The sequence below is a fragment of the Frankia sp. CgKIO3 genome (assembly GCF_977946435.1).
Genome location: NZ_CDWTMO010000104.1, coordinates 1 through 15069, shown reverse-complemented (window position 1 = coordinate 15069; position 15069 = coordinate 1). Strand labels below are relative to the sequence as shown.

12 protein-coding genes, 2 tRNA genes and 1 pseudogene are annotated in these 15069 nt (G+C 70.0%); 7 read left to right on the top strand and 8 right to left on the bottom strand.

Annotated elements, in window-relative coordinates; translation table 11 throughout:
* The 4 genes from AC08OJ_RS12930 to AC08OJ_RS12915 form a co-directional block, all read left to right on the top strand.
* The coding region (locus AC08OJ_RS12930; RefSeq protein WP_476595845.1) for a S16 family serine protease at positions 1 to 1233 on the top strand (1233 nt) is incomplete at its 5' end.
* A gap of 529 nt (positions 1234 to 1762) precedes the next feature.
* Complete coding sequence (locus AC08OJ_RS12925; protein ID WP_476595844.1) at positions 1763 to 2239, top strand: hypothetical protein; 477 nt, start codon at positions 1763 to 1765, stop codon at positions 2237 to 2239.
* Between the two features lie 14 nt (positions 2240 to 2253).
* Positions 2254 to 3060, top strand: a complete 807-nt coding sequence (gene orn, locus AC08OJ_RS12920) for an oligoribonuclease (RefSeq protein ID WP_476593683.1) — start codon at positions 2254 to 2256, stop codon at positions 3058 to 3060.
* Between the two features lie 208 nt (positions 3061 to 3268).
* Positions 3269 to 3344: transfer RNA gene (locus AC08OJ_RS12915), tRNA-His, on the top strand.
* Positions 3345 to 3421: 77 nt separating this feature from the next.
* Here the strand turns inward: AC08OJ_RS12915 and AC08OJ_RS12910 are convergent.
* On the bottom strand, positions 3422 to 4138 hold the full coding sequence (locus AC08OJ_RS12910; protein WP_476593682.1) for a response regulator: 717 nt from the start codon (positions 4136 to 4138) through the stop codon (positions 3422 to 3424).
* 425 nt (positions 4139 to 4563) lie between these two features.
* Here AC08OJ_RS12910 and AC08OJ_RS12905 point away from each other — a divergent pair, with 425 nt between their 5' ends.
* Entirely contained in the window at positions 4564 to 6156 is a 1593-nt protein-coding gene (locus tag AC08OJ_RS12905; protein ID WP_476593681.1) for an aldehyde dehydrogenase family protein, read from the top strand.
* Between the two features lie 35 nt (positions 6157 to 6191).
* Here AC08OJ_RS12905 and AC08OJ_RS12900 read toward each other — a convergent pair whose 3' ends face one another.
* Positions 6192 to 6950, bottom strand: a complete 759-nt coding sequence (locus AC08OJ_RS12900) for a polysaccharide deacetylase family protein (protein WP_476593680.1) — start codon at positions 6948 to 6950, stop codon at positions 6192 to 6194.
* Between the two features lie 340 nt (positions 6951 to 7290).
* On the opposite strand from AC08OJ_RS12900, the gene AC08OJ_RS12895 reads away from it, so the two are divergent.
* Positions 7291 to 8028, top strand: a complete 738-nt coding sequence (locus AC08OJ_RS12895; RefSeq protein WP_476595843.1) for a DUF459 domain-containing protein — start codon at positions 7291 to 7293, stop codon at positions 8026 to 8028.
* A 106-nt stretch (positions 8029 to 8134) separates the two neighbouring features.
* On the opposite strand, the gene AC08OJ_RS12890 is transcribed toward AC08OJ_RS12895, so the two are convergent.
* Both AC08OJ_RS12890 and AC08OJ_RS12885 read right to left on the bottom strand, forming a co-directional pair.
* Positions 8135 to 8449, bottom strand: coding sequence for a hypothetical protein (locus AC08OJ_RS12890; RefSeq protein WP_476593678.1), 315 nt, complete (start codon positions 8447 to 8449; stop codon positions 8135 to 8137).
* A gap of 163 nt (positions 8450 to 8612) precedes the next feature.
* On the bottom strand, positions 8613 to 12419 hold the full coding sequence (locus AC08OJ_RS12885; RefSeq protein ID WP_476595842.1) for an ABC transporter ATP-binding protein: 3807 nt from the start codon (positions 12417 to 12419) through the stop codon (positions 8613 to 8615).
* A 707-nt stretch (positions 12420 to 13126) separates the two neighbouring features.
* Between AC08OJ_RS12885 and AC08OJ_RS12880 the strand changes: the two genes are divergently transcribed.
* Positions 13127 to 13199 (top strand) — tRNA-Lys (locus AC08OJ_RS12880).
* 171 nt (positions 13200 to 13370) lie between these two features.
* On the opposite strand, the gene AC08OJ_RS12875 is transcribed toward AC08OJ_RS12880, so the two are convergent.
* From AC08OJ_RS12875 to AC08OJ_RS12860, 4 genes and pseudogenes are all read right to left on the bottom strand, one after another.
* The gene (locus AC08OJ_RS12875) at positions 13371 to 13607 is read right to left on the bottom strand and encodes a tyrosine-type recombinase/integrase (RefSeq protein WP_476594597.1); all 237 of its coding nucleotides are present in this window, start codon (positions 13605 to 13607) and stop codon (positions 13371 to 13373) included.
* Positions 13585 to 14352 carry a site-specific integrase gene (locus AC08OJ_RS12870; RefSeq protein WP_476594598.1) on the bottom strand — a complete coding sequence of 256 codons (768 nt, stop codon included), beginning with the start codon at positions 14350 to 14352 and terminating at the stop codon, positions 13585 to 13587. Before AC08OJ_RS12870 ends, AC08OJ_RS12875 begins: the two co-directional genes overlap by 23 nt.
* Positions 14353 to 14362: 10 nt before the next feature.
* Positions 14363 to 14554 (bottom strand): annotated as a pseudogene (locus AC08OJ_RS12865) (hypothetical protein); the annotation flags it as partial.
* 105 nt (positions 14555 to 14659) lie between these two features.
* A complete protein-coding gene (locus tag AC08OJ_RS12860; protein WP_476595841.1) occupies positions 14660 to 14905 on the bottom strand; it encodes a hypothetical protein in 246 nt (81 codons plus the stop codon).
* Positions 14906 to 15069 lie beyond the last annotated feature (164 nt).

Sequence of the window (15069 nt, the reverse complement as noted above, 5' to 3'; positions counted from 1 at the left end):
GAGATCCGCGGTCACCGGCGGACCTACGTCGGCGCGCTGCCCGGCCGCATCGTCCGGGCGATCCGCGAAGCGGGCTCGATGAACCCGGTGGTGCTGCTCGACGAGGTCGACAAGCTGGGCGCCGACTACCGGGGGGACCCAACGGCGGCGCTGCTGGAGGTCCTCGACCCCGAGCAGAACCACACCTTCCGGGACCATTACCTGGAGGTGGATCTCGACCTGTCCGACGTGCTGTTCCTGGCCACGGCGAACGTGCTGGAGGCGATCCCGGCGCCGCTGCTCGACCGGATGGAGCTCATCCGGCTCGACGGCTACACCGAGGACGAGAAGGTCGTCATCGCCCGCGAGCATCTGCTGCGCCGTCAGCTCGACCGCGCCGGGCTCGCCGTCGACGACGTGACGGTCGGCAACCACGTCCTGCACGCGCTCGCCGGAGAGTACACCCGTGAGGCCGGCGTGCGTGACCTGGAACGCTCGCTCGCCCGGCTGCTGCGCAAGGTCGTCGCCCGGGTGGCGCTCGGCGAGGCCACCCTGCCGGTGACGATCGATGCTGGAGACCTGCCCGGCTACATCGGCCGGCCGCGGCACACCCCGGAGTCGGCGGAGCGCACCGCCCTCCCGGGCGTGGCGACGGGCCTGGCGGTGACCGGCGCCGGCGGTGACGTCCTGTTCGTCGAGGCGTCGCTGGCCGACCCGGAGACCGGCGGGGCCGGGATCATCCTGACCGGGCAGCTCGGCGACGTGATGAAGGAGTCGGCACAGATCGCACTGTCCTACCTGCGCTCGCACGGGGTGGAACTGGAACTTCCCGTCGGGGATCTGGCCGACCGCGGTGTCCACGTGCACGTCCCCGCGGGTGCGGTGCCAAAGGACGGGCCGAGCGCCGGGGTAACGATGACGACGGCCCTGGCGTCGCTGCTGTCCGGCCGGCCGGTCCGGGCGGAGGTGGCGATGACCGGCGAGGTATCGCTGACCGGGCGCGTGCTACCGATCGGCGGGGTGAAGCAGAAGCTGCTCGCCGCGCACCGCGCCGGCATCACCACGGTGCTGCTGCCGGCGCGCAACGGCCCGGACCTGGACGACGTCCCGGCGCCGGTGCGCGACGCGCTCACCGTCCACCTGGTGACCGACGTCCGGGAGGTGCTGGACCTGGCCCTGGAGCCTGCCTTCGCCACCGGGCGCGCCGACCGGCCGGGCCACGGCGGGCGCTCCTCCACACCGCTGGCCGCCTGAGGATCTGAAGGCCGACCAGGTGCCGGGAAGAGGGTGAGCGAGAGCCAGCGACACGCCGGGGACGAGGTAAACACCATGTGACGAGGGGCGCGGAAGACGCAGATGGCGGCTACGGTCGGGGCGTGGATCGTGGTCGCTGTCTTCGGCAGGAGCGCATCGCACAGCAGCGCATCCTGGGGCTCAGTCGACAAGGGGTGCGCCAGCGACCGCGGGACAATCGCGGGCCCGCCCATCCGCCGAACCGGCCACCCGGCCGGCGCAGGCGCACCCGCTAGGCCGTCTTGCCCTCGGCAGCCGCATCGACAAGCGGCTGCTTCTCCCGTGCCGGTCCGGACCACCCGTGCCGGTCCGACGCCGCGGCGGCAGGCGTGCCCGTCGACCCGCTGTCGGCCCACTTCCCCCTCCCCCTGCCCGACTGCGCGCTTCGATCCCGGTCGGTCCCAGGCCGCGGGAGTCGGTCACATCCCCGCCTATTAAAGTTTAAAGTGACCCGAACCCATGGGCGGCATGGCGGAGGGACGCAGGCAGTGTGGATGCCCTCAGGCGGGGTTGGGTCGGTCTTGCGCTGTTCTTCGCTGCCCTGGTCCTGATGCCGATCCTGGTGTTCAGTTATCACAGCCAGGAACCCCGGTCCGGTCCGGCCCCGGCGGCATCCCCCGCACCCGACGGTCGTCCATCCCGGCCCGGCCCGGACGCGGTGCCCACGCCGTCGTCGACGATGTCCGTCGCGCCGTTCACCTTCGCCGGCATCCACCAGGGCGAGACCATCTCGGGATTCCGCACCATCCGGGTGGAGACGACGGGCTACGCCGGCACCCTGACGTACGTGCTGAATGGACCGATCGGGCCGTACCGGCGGGATCTCCCCGGCCCGCCGTACCTGTTCACGCCGCATCCCGGCGGATGGCAGACTTCCGAGGTCCCGGACGGGCTGTACACCCTGACCGCGATCCTGGTCGGAGCCGGGAACACTCAGATCTCCATCAGCTTTACCGTCAGTAACTGAACAGGGACCGTAAGATGATCTCGGCGGAGCAGGCACTCAGCTATCCCGATGAGAACCCGAGGGTGCACGTGACGACGGCGACCGCAGACCATAGTGTCAGCGGGATGGATCGACTGGTGTGGATCGACTGCGAGATGACCGGCCTGGACGCCGCGTCGGATCTACTCCTGGAAGTGGCCTGCTTGATCACGGACAGTGAGCTCAACATCCTCGACGAGGGCATCGACCTGGTCATCTCGGCGCCGGAGGAGGCGCTGCAGACCATGGAGCCGGTCGTCCGCGAGATGCACGAGGCCTCGGGCCTGACCGCCGCCGTCCAAGCCTCCACCTTGTCCCTCGCCGACGCGGAGCGCCAGCTCCTCGACTACGTCCGCACCCGGATTCCCGAGATGCGCAAGGCCCCGTTGTGCGGCAACTCGATCGCCACGGACCGCACCTTCCTCGCACGCTACCTGCCGTCACTGGACGCTCACTTGCACTACCGCATGATCGACGTCTCGTCGATCAAGGAGCTCGCCCGCCGCTGGTACGTGCGGGCCTACTACGCGGCTCCGGTCAAACGCGGCGGCCACCGGGCCCTAGCGGACATCCAGGAGAGCATCGAGGAGCTGCGCTACTACCGACGGGCCGTGTTCGTCCCCCAGCCGGGGCCGGGCACCGAGCAGGCCCGCGCGATCGCCGCCGAGATCCGCGACCAGGCCGATGCGTCGCTGGCCGCCCTGACCGCCGGAGGCTCCGAGCACCCGCAACCAGACGACCCGGCCGGTTCACCCGCGCGGCTTAGCGGGGGATCTTCCACCGCCCGCCTGAACGGGCAGTGATCTCGGCGAGCGCGGCCAGTGCGGTGAGCGCAGCCAGCATGACCGGGGTAACCCCTTGCCCATCCGGTGGCGCGGACCGGTACGATAGCTTCGCTTGGTCAGGCGGCGTGGGTGGAACATCCCGGATTCGGAACATCCCGGATTCGCACCGGTCGGAGGATCTCCGGTCCGGCCGGGTGTCCTCCTTCGGCATGGCAGCCAGGTTCTGGTGGGTGTAGCTCAGCTGGTAGAGCACCGGGTTGTGGTCCCGGTGGCCGCGGGTTCAAGTCCCGTCACCCACCCCAGAGCGATATCCCGCCGACCAGGCCCCGCAGGGTAGCGGACGGAGGCCCACCGCGGCAGCCGTGCGGCCCCGCCGGGCTCACTCGATGTCGAACAACCCCTGGCGGACCGCGTACATCACGGCTTCCATCCGCGAGTGGAGCTGCAGTTTGTCCAGAATGTTACGAACGTGGTTCTTGACCGTGTTCTCACTGATGAACAGCTTGCGGGCAATCTCGCGGTTCGCGCGCCCCTCAGCGACCAGCTTCAGCACCTCGAGTTCTCGCGCGGTCAGGTGCGGGGCGTGCACCCGAGGACGGTCCTCGGTACCACGGGCCATCGTGGCGAACTCGACCATCAACTTCGATGCCATCGAAGGACTGATCAGACTCTGCCCATTGTGGACGGCCCGCACCGCGTCGGCCACCTCGTGCGGCGGAATCGACTTCAGCAGGTACCCGACCGCACCCGCCTTGATCGCCTCGAACAGGTCGGACTCCTCGTCCGAGACCGTGAGCATCACGATACGAGTGCGCGGAACAGCACGTTTGATGGCACCCGCCGCGGCGATCCCGTCCCGGCCCGGCATCCGGACATCCATCAGGACGATGTCCGGCGACGTCTCGGAGGCCAAGGTCAGAGCCTCTTGACCGTCACCGGCCCGGCCGACGACGCTGATGTCCTCCTCAATCTCCAGGACCGTCTGCAGGCCCTGGAGGAACAACTCATGATCATCTACTACGAGGACCCGGATCGGCGCGGAGCCCTCGACGGAGTCGGCTTCAGCGGCCGACGGCGGCACGACACTGGCCGTCATCACACATCCGGGAATCAGGATCGAATCGTCCGAGCGGCGGCAACCCGGACGCGAACGAAAGATGGTTCGGACACCATCCCACTCTACGTGATGAAGTACACACCCGAGGTCGTGACGGCGCCGAAGTGGTGCCGCCATCTCGCCCGATAAACGCATCCGACATGCCGGAAATAGTACGCGGTGGACGCTGCCACCCACCCGCATATGACCATGTTCGCGCGGCGAGTCGCGCCGGGTTTCCTCCTGGCAACGACCCCGGCGACCAACGCGAGCCAGCAGCACCAGCAAGATCATTAGATATCGAGCAAGGGCGATTGAGTGGCCACATGGCGGTTTATGCAGGAAATTACCGAGTATTATTACACCGATACAGTCATCTAAGAACCCTCGAAATAATGGGCCGCTTTGCCTGGCGTGATCGGCGGATGACCGTCAATATCACCGGTATGGCCGCAGCATCCAACAGCTCCCAGCCACGACTCCACATTAAGCCGGGTACCACCTGGTCCGAGGCGTTCGCCACCTGCCGCCAGATTGCCCCCGAGGCGTTCGACGAGGACCGCCTCCGTAATCTCTGGGGCGGGCACTGGCATCGAACTGGAAACCCACTGCACAGCCTGTCCCCCGTCGACGGCACACCGATCGCCGGGCCCACGATGATCGAGCTGGACGAGGCCCGGGAGGCGATCCGGGCCGCTCTCGACGACCACAAGCACTGGCGCGACGTGGCGCTGCCCGAGCGCAAGGCCCGGGTACGCGCCGCCGTCGACGCCATCGACGCCCACCGCGACCTGCTGGCTCTCCTGCTCGTCTGGGAGATCGGCAAGCCCTGGCGGCTGGCGCGCACCGACGTCGACCGTGCCCTCGACGGGGTGCGCTGGTACATCGACGAGATCGACGGCATGATCGCCGGGCGCACCCCGCTACCCGGTCCGGTGAGCAACATCGCCAGCTGGAACTACCCGATGAGCGTGCTCATGCATGCCGTGCTCGTCCAGATCCTCGCCGGCAACGGCACCATCGCCAAGACCCCGACCGACGGCGGCGCCGCCTGCCTGACGCTGGCGAGCGCGCTGGCCCGCCGGGAGGGTCTGCCGGTCTCGCTGGTCTCCGGATCGGGTTCCCGGCTGAGCTCGGCGCTGGTCCGCGCCCCCGAGATCGGCTGCCTGGCCTTCGTGGGCGGCCGGTCGGCGGGTGGCCAGGTCGCCGCCGCCCTGGTCGACACCGGTAAGCGCCACTTCCTCGAGCAGGAGGGCCTCAACGCCTGGGGCATCTGGGACTTCTCCCAGTGGGACGTGCTCGCCGCCCATCTGAAGAAGGGCTTCGAGTACGGCAAGCAGCGCTGCACCGCCTACCCCCGCTACGTCGTCCAGCGCCAACTGTTCGACAGGTTCCTCCAGATGTACCTGCCGGTGGTCTCCGGCGTCCGGTTCGGCCACCCCCTCGCTGTCGCCGACGACACCGACCCGCTGCCCGAGCTGGACTACGGCCCGGTCATCACCGCGGACAAGGCGACCGAGCTGGCCGCGAAGATCGACGAGGCGATCACGAAGGGCGGCGTGCCGATCTACCGCGGAGACCTCGCGGACGGCCGGTTCATCCCCGGGCAGGACACCTCCGCCTACGTGCCGCCGGTGGCGGTCCTGAGCCCGCCGGCGTCGTCTGCGCTGCACCACGCGGAGCCGTTCGGCCCGGTCGACACCATCGTCGTCGTCGACTCGGAGGCCGAACTGCTGGCGGCGATGAACGCCTCCAACGGCGCGCTGGTCGCCTCACTGGCCTGCGACGACGAGTCCCATGCCCGCCGGCTCGCCGGGGAACTGCAGGCGTTCAAGGTCGGAGTCAACAAGCCGCGCTCCCGCGGCGACCGGGACGAGCCGTTCGGTGGCCGCGGCGCCTCCTGGAAGGGGGCCTTCGTCGGCGGTGTCCATCTGGCCAGAGCCGTCACCGTGGGCGCGGACGCCGACGAGCGGCTCGTCGGCAACTTCCCGAGCTACTCCCTCTACCCGGCCGTCTGACCTGCCCGGCCGCTCCTGCCAGAAGGAGGATTCGGCTAGGCCGGCAGGCCGTGCTCGGCGAGTGGTCCGAGGCGCAGGCCGGCGTCGTCGCAGCACGCGGCGATCCCGGGCAGAGCCCCGAGCGCGCTGCGCCAGGCCTCGGGGGCCGATGTGCAGTCACAGTCGTGCAGCAGCACCGTGGCGCCCCCGCGCAGGTCGGGGGCGAGGGTGTCCAGCACGCTGCCCGGCGTCGCCTCGGCCGTCCAGTCGCGTCCCCACGCCGACCACAGGACGGGGCTGAGGTCGAGGCGGCGGGCCGCGACGAGCAGCCCGGCCGAGAGGATGCCGTGCGGCGGCCGGACGAACCGCGGCGCGCGACCGGTGATCTCGACGACCAGGTCCCGGGTGCGGGCGAGATGGTCGTGCGTGGAGCGGGGACCGCGCAACAGCATCGGGCGATGATCCCAGCCGTGCACGGCCAGCTCGTGCCCGGCGGCAGCCATCTCCCTCGCCAACGTCGGTGCACGTTCCAGCAGACCACCGAGGACGAAGAACGTCGCCCGCACGTCGAGTTCGGCGAGCACGTCGAGGAACTGCGGCGTGGACACGGGATCCGGACCATCGTCGAAGGTGAGCGCGACGTGATTAGGCGCGCCGAGCCCTGCGAGCGCCGGCGTCCACCGCAGCCGTAGTCGACGCAATGTGGTGAGCGACGGAATGCCGTAGGTGAACCCGGCCACGCCGCCCAGGGTCAACGCCGCGGCGGCAGTACGGCGGGCCATGGTGGGCCTGCGCGTCGCAACGGACCGCGTCATGGCGAAAACTCTGCCACAGATCCGGTCTCGCCTTCCGACCAGCACCCCCATGCCCGCCGCCACAGGGCAGCCCGCCGCCATGGGTACTGCCATGTCCTACCCACCCCCCACCCTCCGTCTCGGCCACGACCGCCCGCGGTAGCGGGAGCTACTCGGGTCTCTGGATAGAACAGTTATGGGAGGTACGTTCGGTAATGTCCGTTCGTGGGGACGGCACACCCGTCACCAGAACAGCGCCGGGCGGGAAGCACGATGAGGTGGTGGGTAGCCGGGCAGAGTCGGACGTGATCGGGGATCCGGTGATACCGGCCCGGTGCGGCGGGGCAGGAAGGGGCGGACCGTGCGGATCGGACGGCTGGGACCGGTCGGCTGGCTGTTCGTCGTCGCGATCGTCCTGGTCGGGGGCACCCTGGTGGTGAACAGGACCTCCGACGACAGGCCACGGGTGGCGTTGTGGGGCGACTCGCTCGCCTGGGAGGCGGGTAGCGCCTTCGACGAGGCGGCCCGCGCGGACGGCGGGACCGCCGTGCTGGTGCGCACCTGGGGTGGCACGGCGCCCTGCGACTGGCTCATGGACATCCGCGACCAGGCGCGGCGTTGGCGGCCGACCACCGCGGTTCTGGTGTTCTCCGGCAACCAGGTGACGCCCTGCATGCAGGGTCGTGACCTGGTGACGGCCTACCGGGAGGACGTGACGAAGGCCGTCAAGATGCTGACGAATCAGGGCATCGGCGTCGTCCTCGTGGATGCGCCGCCACGGCGTGACCAGACGGTCGACGAGGCCGGGATGACCCTGTTGGACCGCCTGTGGCGCCAGATCGCCGCAGAGCACGAACGTACCCGGGTGGTCCCCGCGGGCCGGGTGCTGACCATGAACGGCCGGTTCACCTCGACGATGCCCTGTGCCGCGGGCGAGACCTGCGAGCCCGGGGGGATCGTCACAGTCCGCAGCCCCGACGGGGTCCACTTCTGCCCGTTGCTCCAGAAGCCGATGACGGCCTGCCCGGTCCCGTCCCCTGGCGCCGTCCGCTTCGGCACCGCGATCGCTCGGGAGACCCTCCAGCCGGCCGAGGGCTGACCGCCAGCCGACCGACCAAGGGCCGACCGGGCGGGATCCACCATCTTCCGGTCTTCCCGGGGCTTCCGGGACTTCGTGGGACCTCGTCGAGAATCCGACGGCATGTTCAGGCGACCTTGCGGTGCATCCCGATCCGACGGCCGCTCAGCGAACGACGATGATTACCCAGCTCGTCGTGCCAGGAGAGGAACGTCTGATCGGACGCGCCGACCTGGGAGAGCTTGTAAGCGAGTTCGGCGGCGAGCGCCTCGACCTGGTGCGGCCGGTGGACCCGGACCCACAGACCGTGCTCGTCGAACGCGGCGACCCTGGCGCGGTCCCGCAGGTCGGCGTCCAGCTGGTCGGCGAGTTCACCGGGTGTGGCGATTCCGCTGGGCAGCCGTGACCAGGCGATCTCCATCAACAGACCGTTCGCCTTCATGATCCCCTCCTCTGATCGCCGCCGGCCCCGGGTGACCGCTCGGCCGATCGGGGCGACGGGCGGGCTTGCTCGTCGCCCCGTGAGGGCATCCCCTCAGGCTTGAGGGCGAACCATGACATTACGGAATGAGGCCGCCCTCGCCGGTCAGCCAGCCGCTTGACGGTCAGCCAGCCGCTCGCCGATCCGCACCGCTGTCCGCGGTCGGGCTGAGATCCGCGGGCGTGACGGACTCCGCGGGCGTGACGGACTCCGCGGTGAAGGCGGCCCACAGGCGGGAGTACAGGCCTCCGGCGTGCACCAGCTCGGCGTGCGGCCCCTGCTCGACCACCCGGCCGTCCGCCATCACGACCACCCGGTCGGCCCGGGCCGCCGTGGTGAGCCGATGGGCGATGACGATCGTGGTCCGCCGGGTGGCCACCGCCTCCGAGGCGGCCGTGACCGCCGCCTCCGTCGCGAGGTCGAGCGCCGCGGTCGCCTCGTCGAACAGCAGGATGTCCGGGTCGGCGAGCTCCGCGCGGGCGAGCGCCAGGAGCTGACGCTGGCCGGCGGACAGTCCCCGGCCGCGTTCGCCGACCAGATGATCGTAGCCGTCGGCCAGGCGGGTGATGAACGCGTGGGCGCCGACCGCCCGCGCCGCCGCCACGACCTCGGCGTCGGAGGCATCCGGCCGAGCGTAGGCGATGGTGTCCCGGACCGTCCCGGAGAACAGGAACGGCTCCTGCGGAACGACACCGAGCCGTCGCCGGTAGGCGGGCAGGTCGAAGTCGCGCACGTCGACGCCGTCCACCCGCACCGCACCCTCGGTCACGTCGTAGAACCGGGCGATCAGCTTCACCACCGTGGACTTGCCCGCGCCGGTCTCCCCGACCAGGGCGACTGTCTCCCCCGGGGCGATGCGCAGGCTCACCCCGTTCACGGCGTTTCCCGCCGGCCCGGAGTTCTCCGTCCGCGCGGCGGTGCTTCCCGTGTAGGCGAACCGGACGCCGGCCAGGACCACCTCGCCGGCCAGCCGCCCGACCGGTCGCGGGTGCTCGGCCGGCGGCGTCGAGGTCGGAGTCCGCAGCAGCTCGGAAAGCCGGCGCAGACCGACCCGGGCCTGCTGATAACCGTCGAACACCTGGGACAGTTGCTGCACCGGCGCGAAGAAGAGGTCCACATAGAGCAGGAACGCGAGTAGTGCTCCCGGCGACAGGAATCCGCCGACGGCAAGGTGGGCGCCGATTCCCAGCACGAGAGCACCCGCGACCCGGGAGAGGAACTCGACGAACGGGAAGTAGAGAGCGATCATCCGTTGTGCCCGCAGCCGCGAGCGGCGGTAGCTGTCCGCGAGCTCGCGGAACCTCGCCTGGTTGACCGCTTCCCGGCCGAACGCCTGGGCGATGCGCAGGCCGGTCAGGTTCTCCTGCAGCGATGCGTTGACGGCGCTGACTCGTTCCCGGGACTCGGTGTAGGCGGCGGAGGAGCGACGCCGGAACACCACCGTCGCCACGACCAGGATCGGCAGTACGGCGACGACGACCAGGGCGAGCTCGGCGTCCAGCACGATCAGCGCCACCAGGACGCCGAAGAAGGACAGCAGGCTGACGATGGCGGTGGTCAGGCCGGTCTGCAGGAAGGTCGACAGGGCGTCGACGTCGGTCGTCATCCGGGTCATGATCCGGCCGGCGAGCTCGCGCTCGTAGTAGTCGAGCCCGAGGCGCTGCAGCTGCGCAAAGGTCTTCACCCGCAGGATGTAAAGCAGCCGCTCCCCCATCCGGCCCGTGACACGGGTCTGCCACACCTGCACCGCCCAGTTGACCAGTACCACCGCCAGCGCGACACCGGCGGTGGCGAACAGGACGTCACGTGCCCCGACACTCACACCGGCGTCGACGGCATGCCGCACCAACGCCGGCAGGGCGAGACCCGCGACGGCGTCGGCCGCCACCAGCAGCAGGCCCAGGACGAGCGGCCAGCGGACCACGGCCAGCAGCCGGTGCAGCGAGAATGCCGGGTCGGGGGCGGCCGCCGCAGCCTGGTCGACCCGCGGCTCGTCGAGCGCCGGGGGCAGGGCGTCGACCCGGGCGAGCAGATCGGGGGTCGCCGGCATGTCACCGAAGGGGCCCCCGCCGCCGAGCCCCCGGCCGAGACCGCCTCGGGTAGCACCGCCCCGGAGACCACTTCCTTTTCCTTGCCTACTTCCTTGCCCACTTCCTTGCCTATCCAGAGCCTTTTGTGTCCGATTTATCCCTCTGGATAGGCAAGAAAGGTCGGGGTCGGGGTCGGGGGACGGGGACGGGAGCTGGTCGGGAAGGCCCTCACCGGGGCCGGCGAGCAGATGGCGGAACAGAGGACATCGGGCCGTCAGTTCGGCCTCGGTCCCGACGTCGACGATCCGGCCGGCGTCGAGCACGGCGATCCGGTCGGCGAGGCGCAGGGTGGAGCGCCGGTGCGCGATGAGCAGGGTGGTGCGGCCACGCATGATCGTCCGGAGCGTGTCGTGGATCTCGGCCTCGATCCGGGCGTCCACGGCCGAGGTCGCGTCGTCGAGGAGCAGGACGCGGGGATCGGTGAGTAGCGCGCGGGCGAGCGCGACGCGCTGGCGCTGGCCGCCGGAGAGGGTCAGGCCCTGTTCCCCCACGACGGGGTCATAGCCGTCGGGCAGGCCGCGGATGAAGACGTCCGCCTGCGCCGCCTGCGCGGCCGCGACGATCTGGTCATCCGTGGCACCCGGCCGGCCGTAGGCGATGTTCGCGCGCACCGTGTCGGAGAACAGGAAACTGTCCTCGAAGACGACCCCGATCTGCGCCCGCAGCGACGATAGTGTCACCGTGCGGATGTCCACACCGTCAAGCCGGACCGTCCCGGCCTGGGGATCGTAGAACCGCGACAGCAGCATCGCGACCGTCGACTTGCCCGAGCCGGACGTGCCGACGAGGGCGACCGTCTCCCCCGGCTCGATCCGCAGGCTCACGTCCCGCAGCGCGGGGCGGGACGGAACGTAGCCGAACGTGACACCGTCCAGGTCGACCAGCCCGCGGACCCGGCCAAGGCGCACGGCGCCCGGCCGGTCCGTGATCGCCGGCTGCGAATCGATGATCTCGAAGATGCGTATCGTGCTGGCCTTGGCCTGCTGGCCCACGGTGAGCAGACCGGCGAGGGTCCGCGTCGGCCCGATCAGGGCGCCCAGATAGGTGCTGAACGCGAGGAAGGTGCCGAGGGTGATCCGGTCCGTCAGCGCCAGCCAGCCGCCGAGCGCCAGCACCGCGACCTGGCCGAGCGCGGGAACGGCCTGCATCGCCGCACCGAACCTGCTGGTGATGCGCACCGCACGCATCCGAAGCGCGAACAGCCACCGGGCGTCCACCGCCAGCCGGTCCAGCTCGCGGGCCTCCTGCCCGAACCCCTTCACCACCCGGACGCCGGCGACGGCCTCCTCGACCACTCCGGCGACCTCGCCGGCCTGCTGCTGCGCCGCCCAGGTCGCCGGGAAGACCGTGCGTCGGGCGCCGTAGCCGACGATGAACAGCGCCGGCCCCAGCGCGAGCGCGATGACGGTGAGCAGCGGGGACAGCCAGGCCATCACCACAAGGGACACGACGAAGAGCACCAGGTTGCCGCTCATCATCGGCAGATAGGACAGCAGACCCTGGACCACGGTGACGTCCGAGATCGCCCGGCTCACCACCTGCCCGATCTGGAGCTGGTCCTGCCGGGCCCCGTCGAGGCGCTCGATGGCGCTGAAGACGGCGTCGCGCAGGTCGTACTGGACATCGAGGGAGAGCCGGCCACCGACGTAGCGTCGGACGAACGCGGCGGCGAAGACGACGACCCCGGCCCCGAGCAGAATGGCGACATAGGGTGCAAGAAAGTGGTGGTGCGTGACGACGACGTTGTCGATGACCTGCCGCTCGACCAACGGGACGGCGGCCGTGACGAGCGTGCCGAGCAGCGCGGCGCCGAAGGCCAGGGCGGCGTTGCGGCGGTACAAGAGGATCTCGCGGAGGATCCTGCGCAGCCAGCCGACCGCCGGTTTCTCCGGTCCGGGGCCCCGGCTTTCTCCGGCCCGGCCTCCTCGGCTTTCTCCTCGGTGGCCGTAGGTGAACCGGGAGCCACCGGGGAGCCGGGGCGGCAGGCCCCTCGGCTGGTTGGGGCCGTGGGCGTGGACTGGGCAACTGCGATCGCTCGACGGGACCCGGACCCGGGTGCAGGCTGGGGTCCGGCCGATCCGGCGGTCCGTGCGAGGGACGGGCCGTGTCAGCGGACGATGCTTCGGAGCTCGCGGTGGGCCTCCAGGTCGTCAGGTCCGATTCGGTACCCGCGTGACGCCGGTCCGGATCGGACGCGAGGGAAGGGACGAGACGCCAAAGCCACCGCGTCCCGGCCTCACCGCGGTGTCCCGGCCTGACCGTACGTCCGGCAGGCCCGCGGCGTCGGCCACGTCATGTCTATCAGCGAAACATTCCTGGAACCCCGCTGATGCCCGTTACGGCTCCGAGCCGAGACCACAGGCAGCCCCGGGACCCGGGCAAGATCCCGGGTAAGACCGGCCCCGGAGGACACGCAGGGACCCGGAGCCGCCGCCACCAGTGATCTCCAAGGTGGCCGCCGCTACCGAGCGCCGTGCCTGCACCCCCGGCCACTCGTCTCCAGCGCCTGGTAGAGTTCTGCATGTCGCCGTGGGGACGCGGAGGCAACGCGCCGCTAGCTCAATTGGCAGAGCAGCGGACTCTTAATCCGCGGGTTCGGGGTTCAAGTCCCTGGCGGCGCACCCGTATCTACCAGGTCGCATGACTCTCGGTAGTCTCTTCCAGAAGGTCTCTGTACCCACTTCTGTACCCCAGCCTCTCTATACCCTGGTGGATGCCCTGATGGCAGACGCCCCGGGCGCTGCAAGGTACACAGCCATCCCGGGGCGCCGCCGATTCGCTCGGGTACACGGTCAGCCCGCGAGCTCCTCCCCGCCCTCCTCTTCGTCGTCCGCCTGATCGCCGAAGATCCGGTCGAGCCGGCCGACCGCGTCGCGCTGGGTCTCCGGCATTACGTGGGTGTAGGTGTTCATGGTGAGCTGGATCGTGGAGTGCCCGAGCAGCTCCATCACCGTCCGCGCCGCTACACCCTCGGCAAAGAGCATCGACGCGAAGGCGTGGCGCAGATCATGCAGCCGCAGCCACGGCAACCCGGCCTGACGGCAGGGTCTGCCAGACGTGCAGCGTCGCTCCGTCGATGTCGACGTCCGTCCAGCGCAGGCCGAGGATCTCGCCACGCCGTAGCCCGAGCATCAGTGCGCAGGCGAAGACCGCTTCCAGCCGCTCGCCGCGGAGCACATCGACGAGCCGGCGCGCCTCTTCCGGGCGCAGGGCACGGACCTCGCGATGCGGTGTCGGTGGCGCCTTGACCGCTTTCGCGACGTTGCGCGCCACGAGGTCCAGCCGTTCGGCCTCCGCCAGCGCGTTGCGGATCAGGCTTTGCACGTGGCGGACGCTCCCCGCCGACAGCCCCGACTTCTTCGCCGCCGCGACGAGCCGCCGCACGTCCAACGGGGTCAGCTTGTCGAGCTGCACACGGCCGATCATCGGCACGATGTGCGTGGTGATCAGCCAACGGTAGGCCCGCAGCGTCGACGCCCGCGTTCCGTCGTCCTCCTTGATGGCGAGCCACTCCGTCAGCCACACCGCGACCGTCCGGCGCTCTGCCGTGACGTTGACGCCGAGTTCGGCCGCATTCCTGACCTTGGTGAGCTTCTCGCGGCATTCCTTCTCCGTCTTGCCGTAGACGGTCTTACGGACGCGCTTCCCGTCCGCCCAGCCGAGATCGATGCGACCGACCCACAGGCCGTCGCTCGCCCGCTGAAACAGCGCCCCCTCACCCTGGGAACGCCGCCGCTTCCGCCGGTCCTTCCCGGCCCCCTCCCCCGCGGCCATCAGGCGACATCAGGGGGTTGCCGTCGGGCCATTCGACGTTGTCGTACCACGGGCAACCATAGCGGCTGTCGCCCATGTCGCAGGCGAATGTCGTCTCACCGTCGGGTTGTGGGTATTCGCGTCCCTGGCCGTTCTTCCACCGGTCGAGATGCTCCCGAAGCGCCTGGACCGGCGTGATCCGCGGTGGTGTTTCCTCATTGATGGAGTAAACGTTCGGAAATGGGTGCAGTTCGGCTCAGGTGAGATCGTCAGGGTGACGGTCGCCAGGTGGTGGGCTGGCGTTGATCAATAAGAGGATTCCTTCTCGTTACATTCCGTGGCGACTAGGCCATGGAAGCGGCAACGGGAAGGAGCCTGGGTGCAGGCTACGGGGAGTCCGCGGTCGAGGCGCCCCCCGGCCCAACCGGCCGGCCAGTACCCCGTTCGCCGCCGTCAGGTCCGCGTTCGCCGCGGCGAGCTTCTCGACGATCGCCTTCAGCTGGCTGTTCTGCCGTGCCTGCCAGAGGACAAGCCAGACCAGCGCGTCACGCGACGGACCGTCCGGATCAGGCACGAAGCAATCAAAGTGGGTCCTCAACCCGTGCGCGGCGTCGACACACGGCCAGACCCGGCCAGCCTCAATGCCGCTTCCACTAGTTGGATCTTGATGGTCGTCGGTGTGTCGGTTCCGGCTGTTCTGTCTGGTTGCCGGCATGACTTGGGGTGTGTGGCGGGCAG

Bases quoted from the DNA above. Each gene is read 5' to 3' on its own strand.
- AC08OJ_RS12900 (WP_476593680.1), bottom strand. From the start codon at position 6,950: ATGACGCGGTCCGTTGCGACGCGCAGGCCCACCATGGCCCGCCGTACT.
- AC08OJ_RS12870 (WP_476594598.1), bottom strand. From the start codon at position 14,352: ATGGCCGCGGGGGAGGGGGCCGGGAAGGACCGGCGGAAGCGGCGGCGT.
- AC08OJ_RS12905 (WP_476593681.1), top strand. From the start codon at position 4,564: ATGACCGTCAATATCACCGGTATGGCCGCAGCATCCAACAGCTCCCAG.
- orn (WP_476593683.1), top strand. From the start codon at position 2,254: ATGATCTCGGCGGAGCAGGCACTCAGCTATCCCGATGAGAACCCGAGG.
- AC08OJ_RS12890 (WP_476593678.1), bottom strand. From the start codon at position 8,449: ATGAAGGCGAACGGTCTGTTGATGGAGATCGCCTGGTCACGGCTGCCC.
- AC08OJ_RS12910 (WP_476593682.1), bottom strand. From the start codon at position 4,138: ATGACGGCCAGTGTCGTGCCGCCGTCGGCCGCTGAAGCCGACTCCGTC.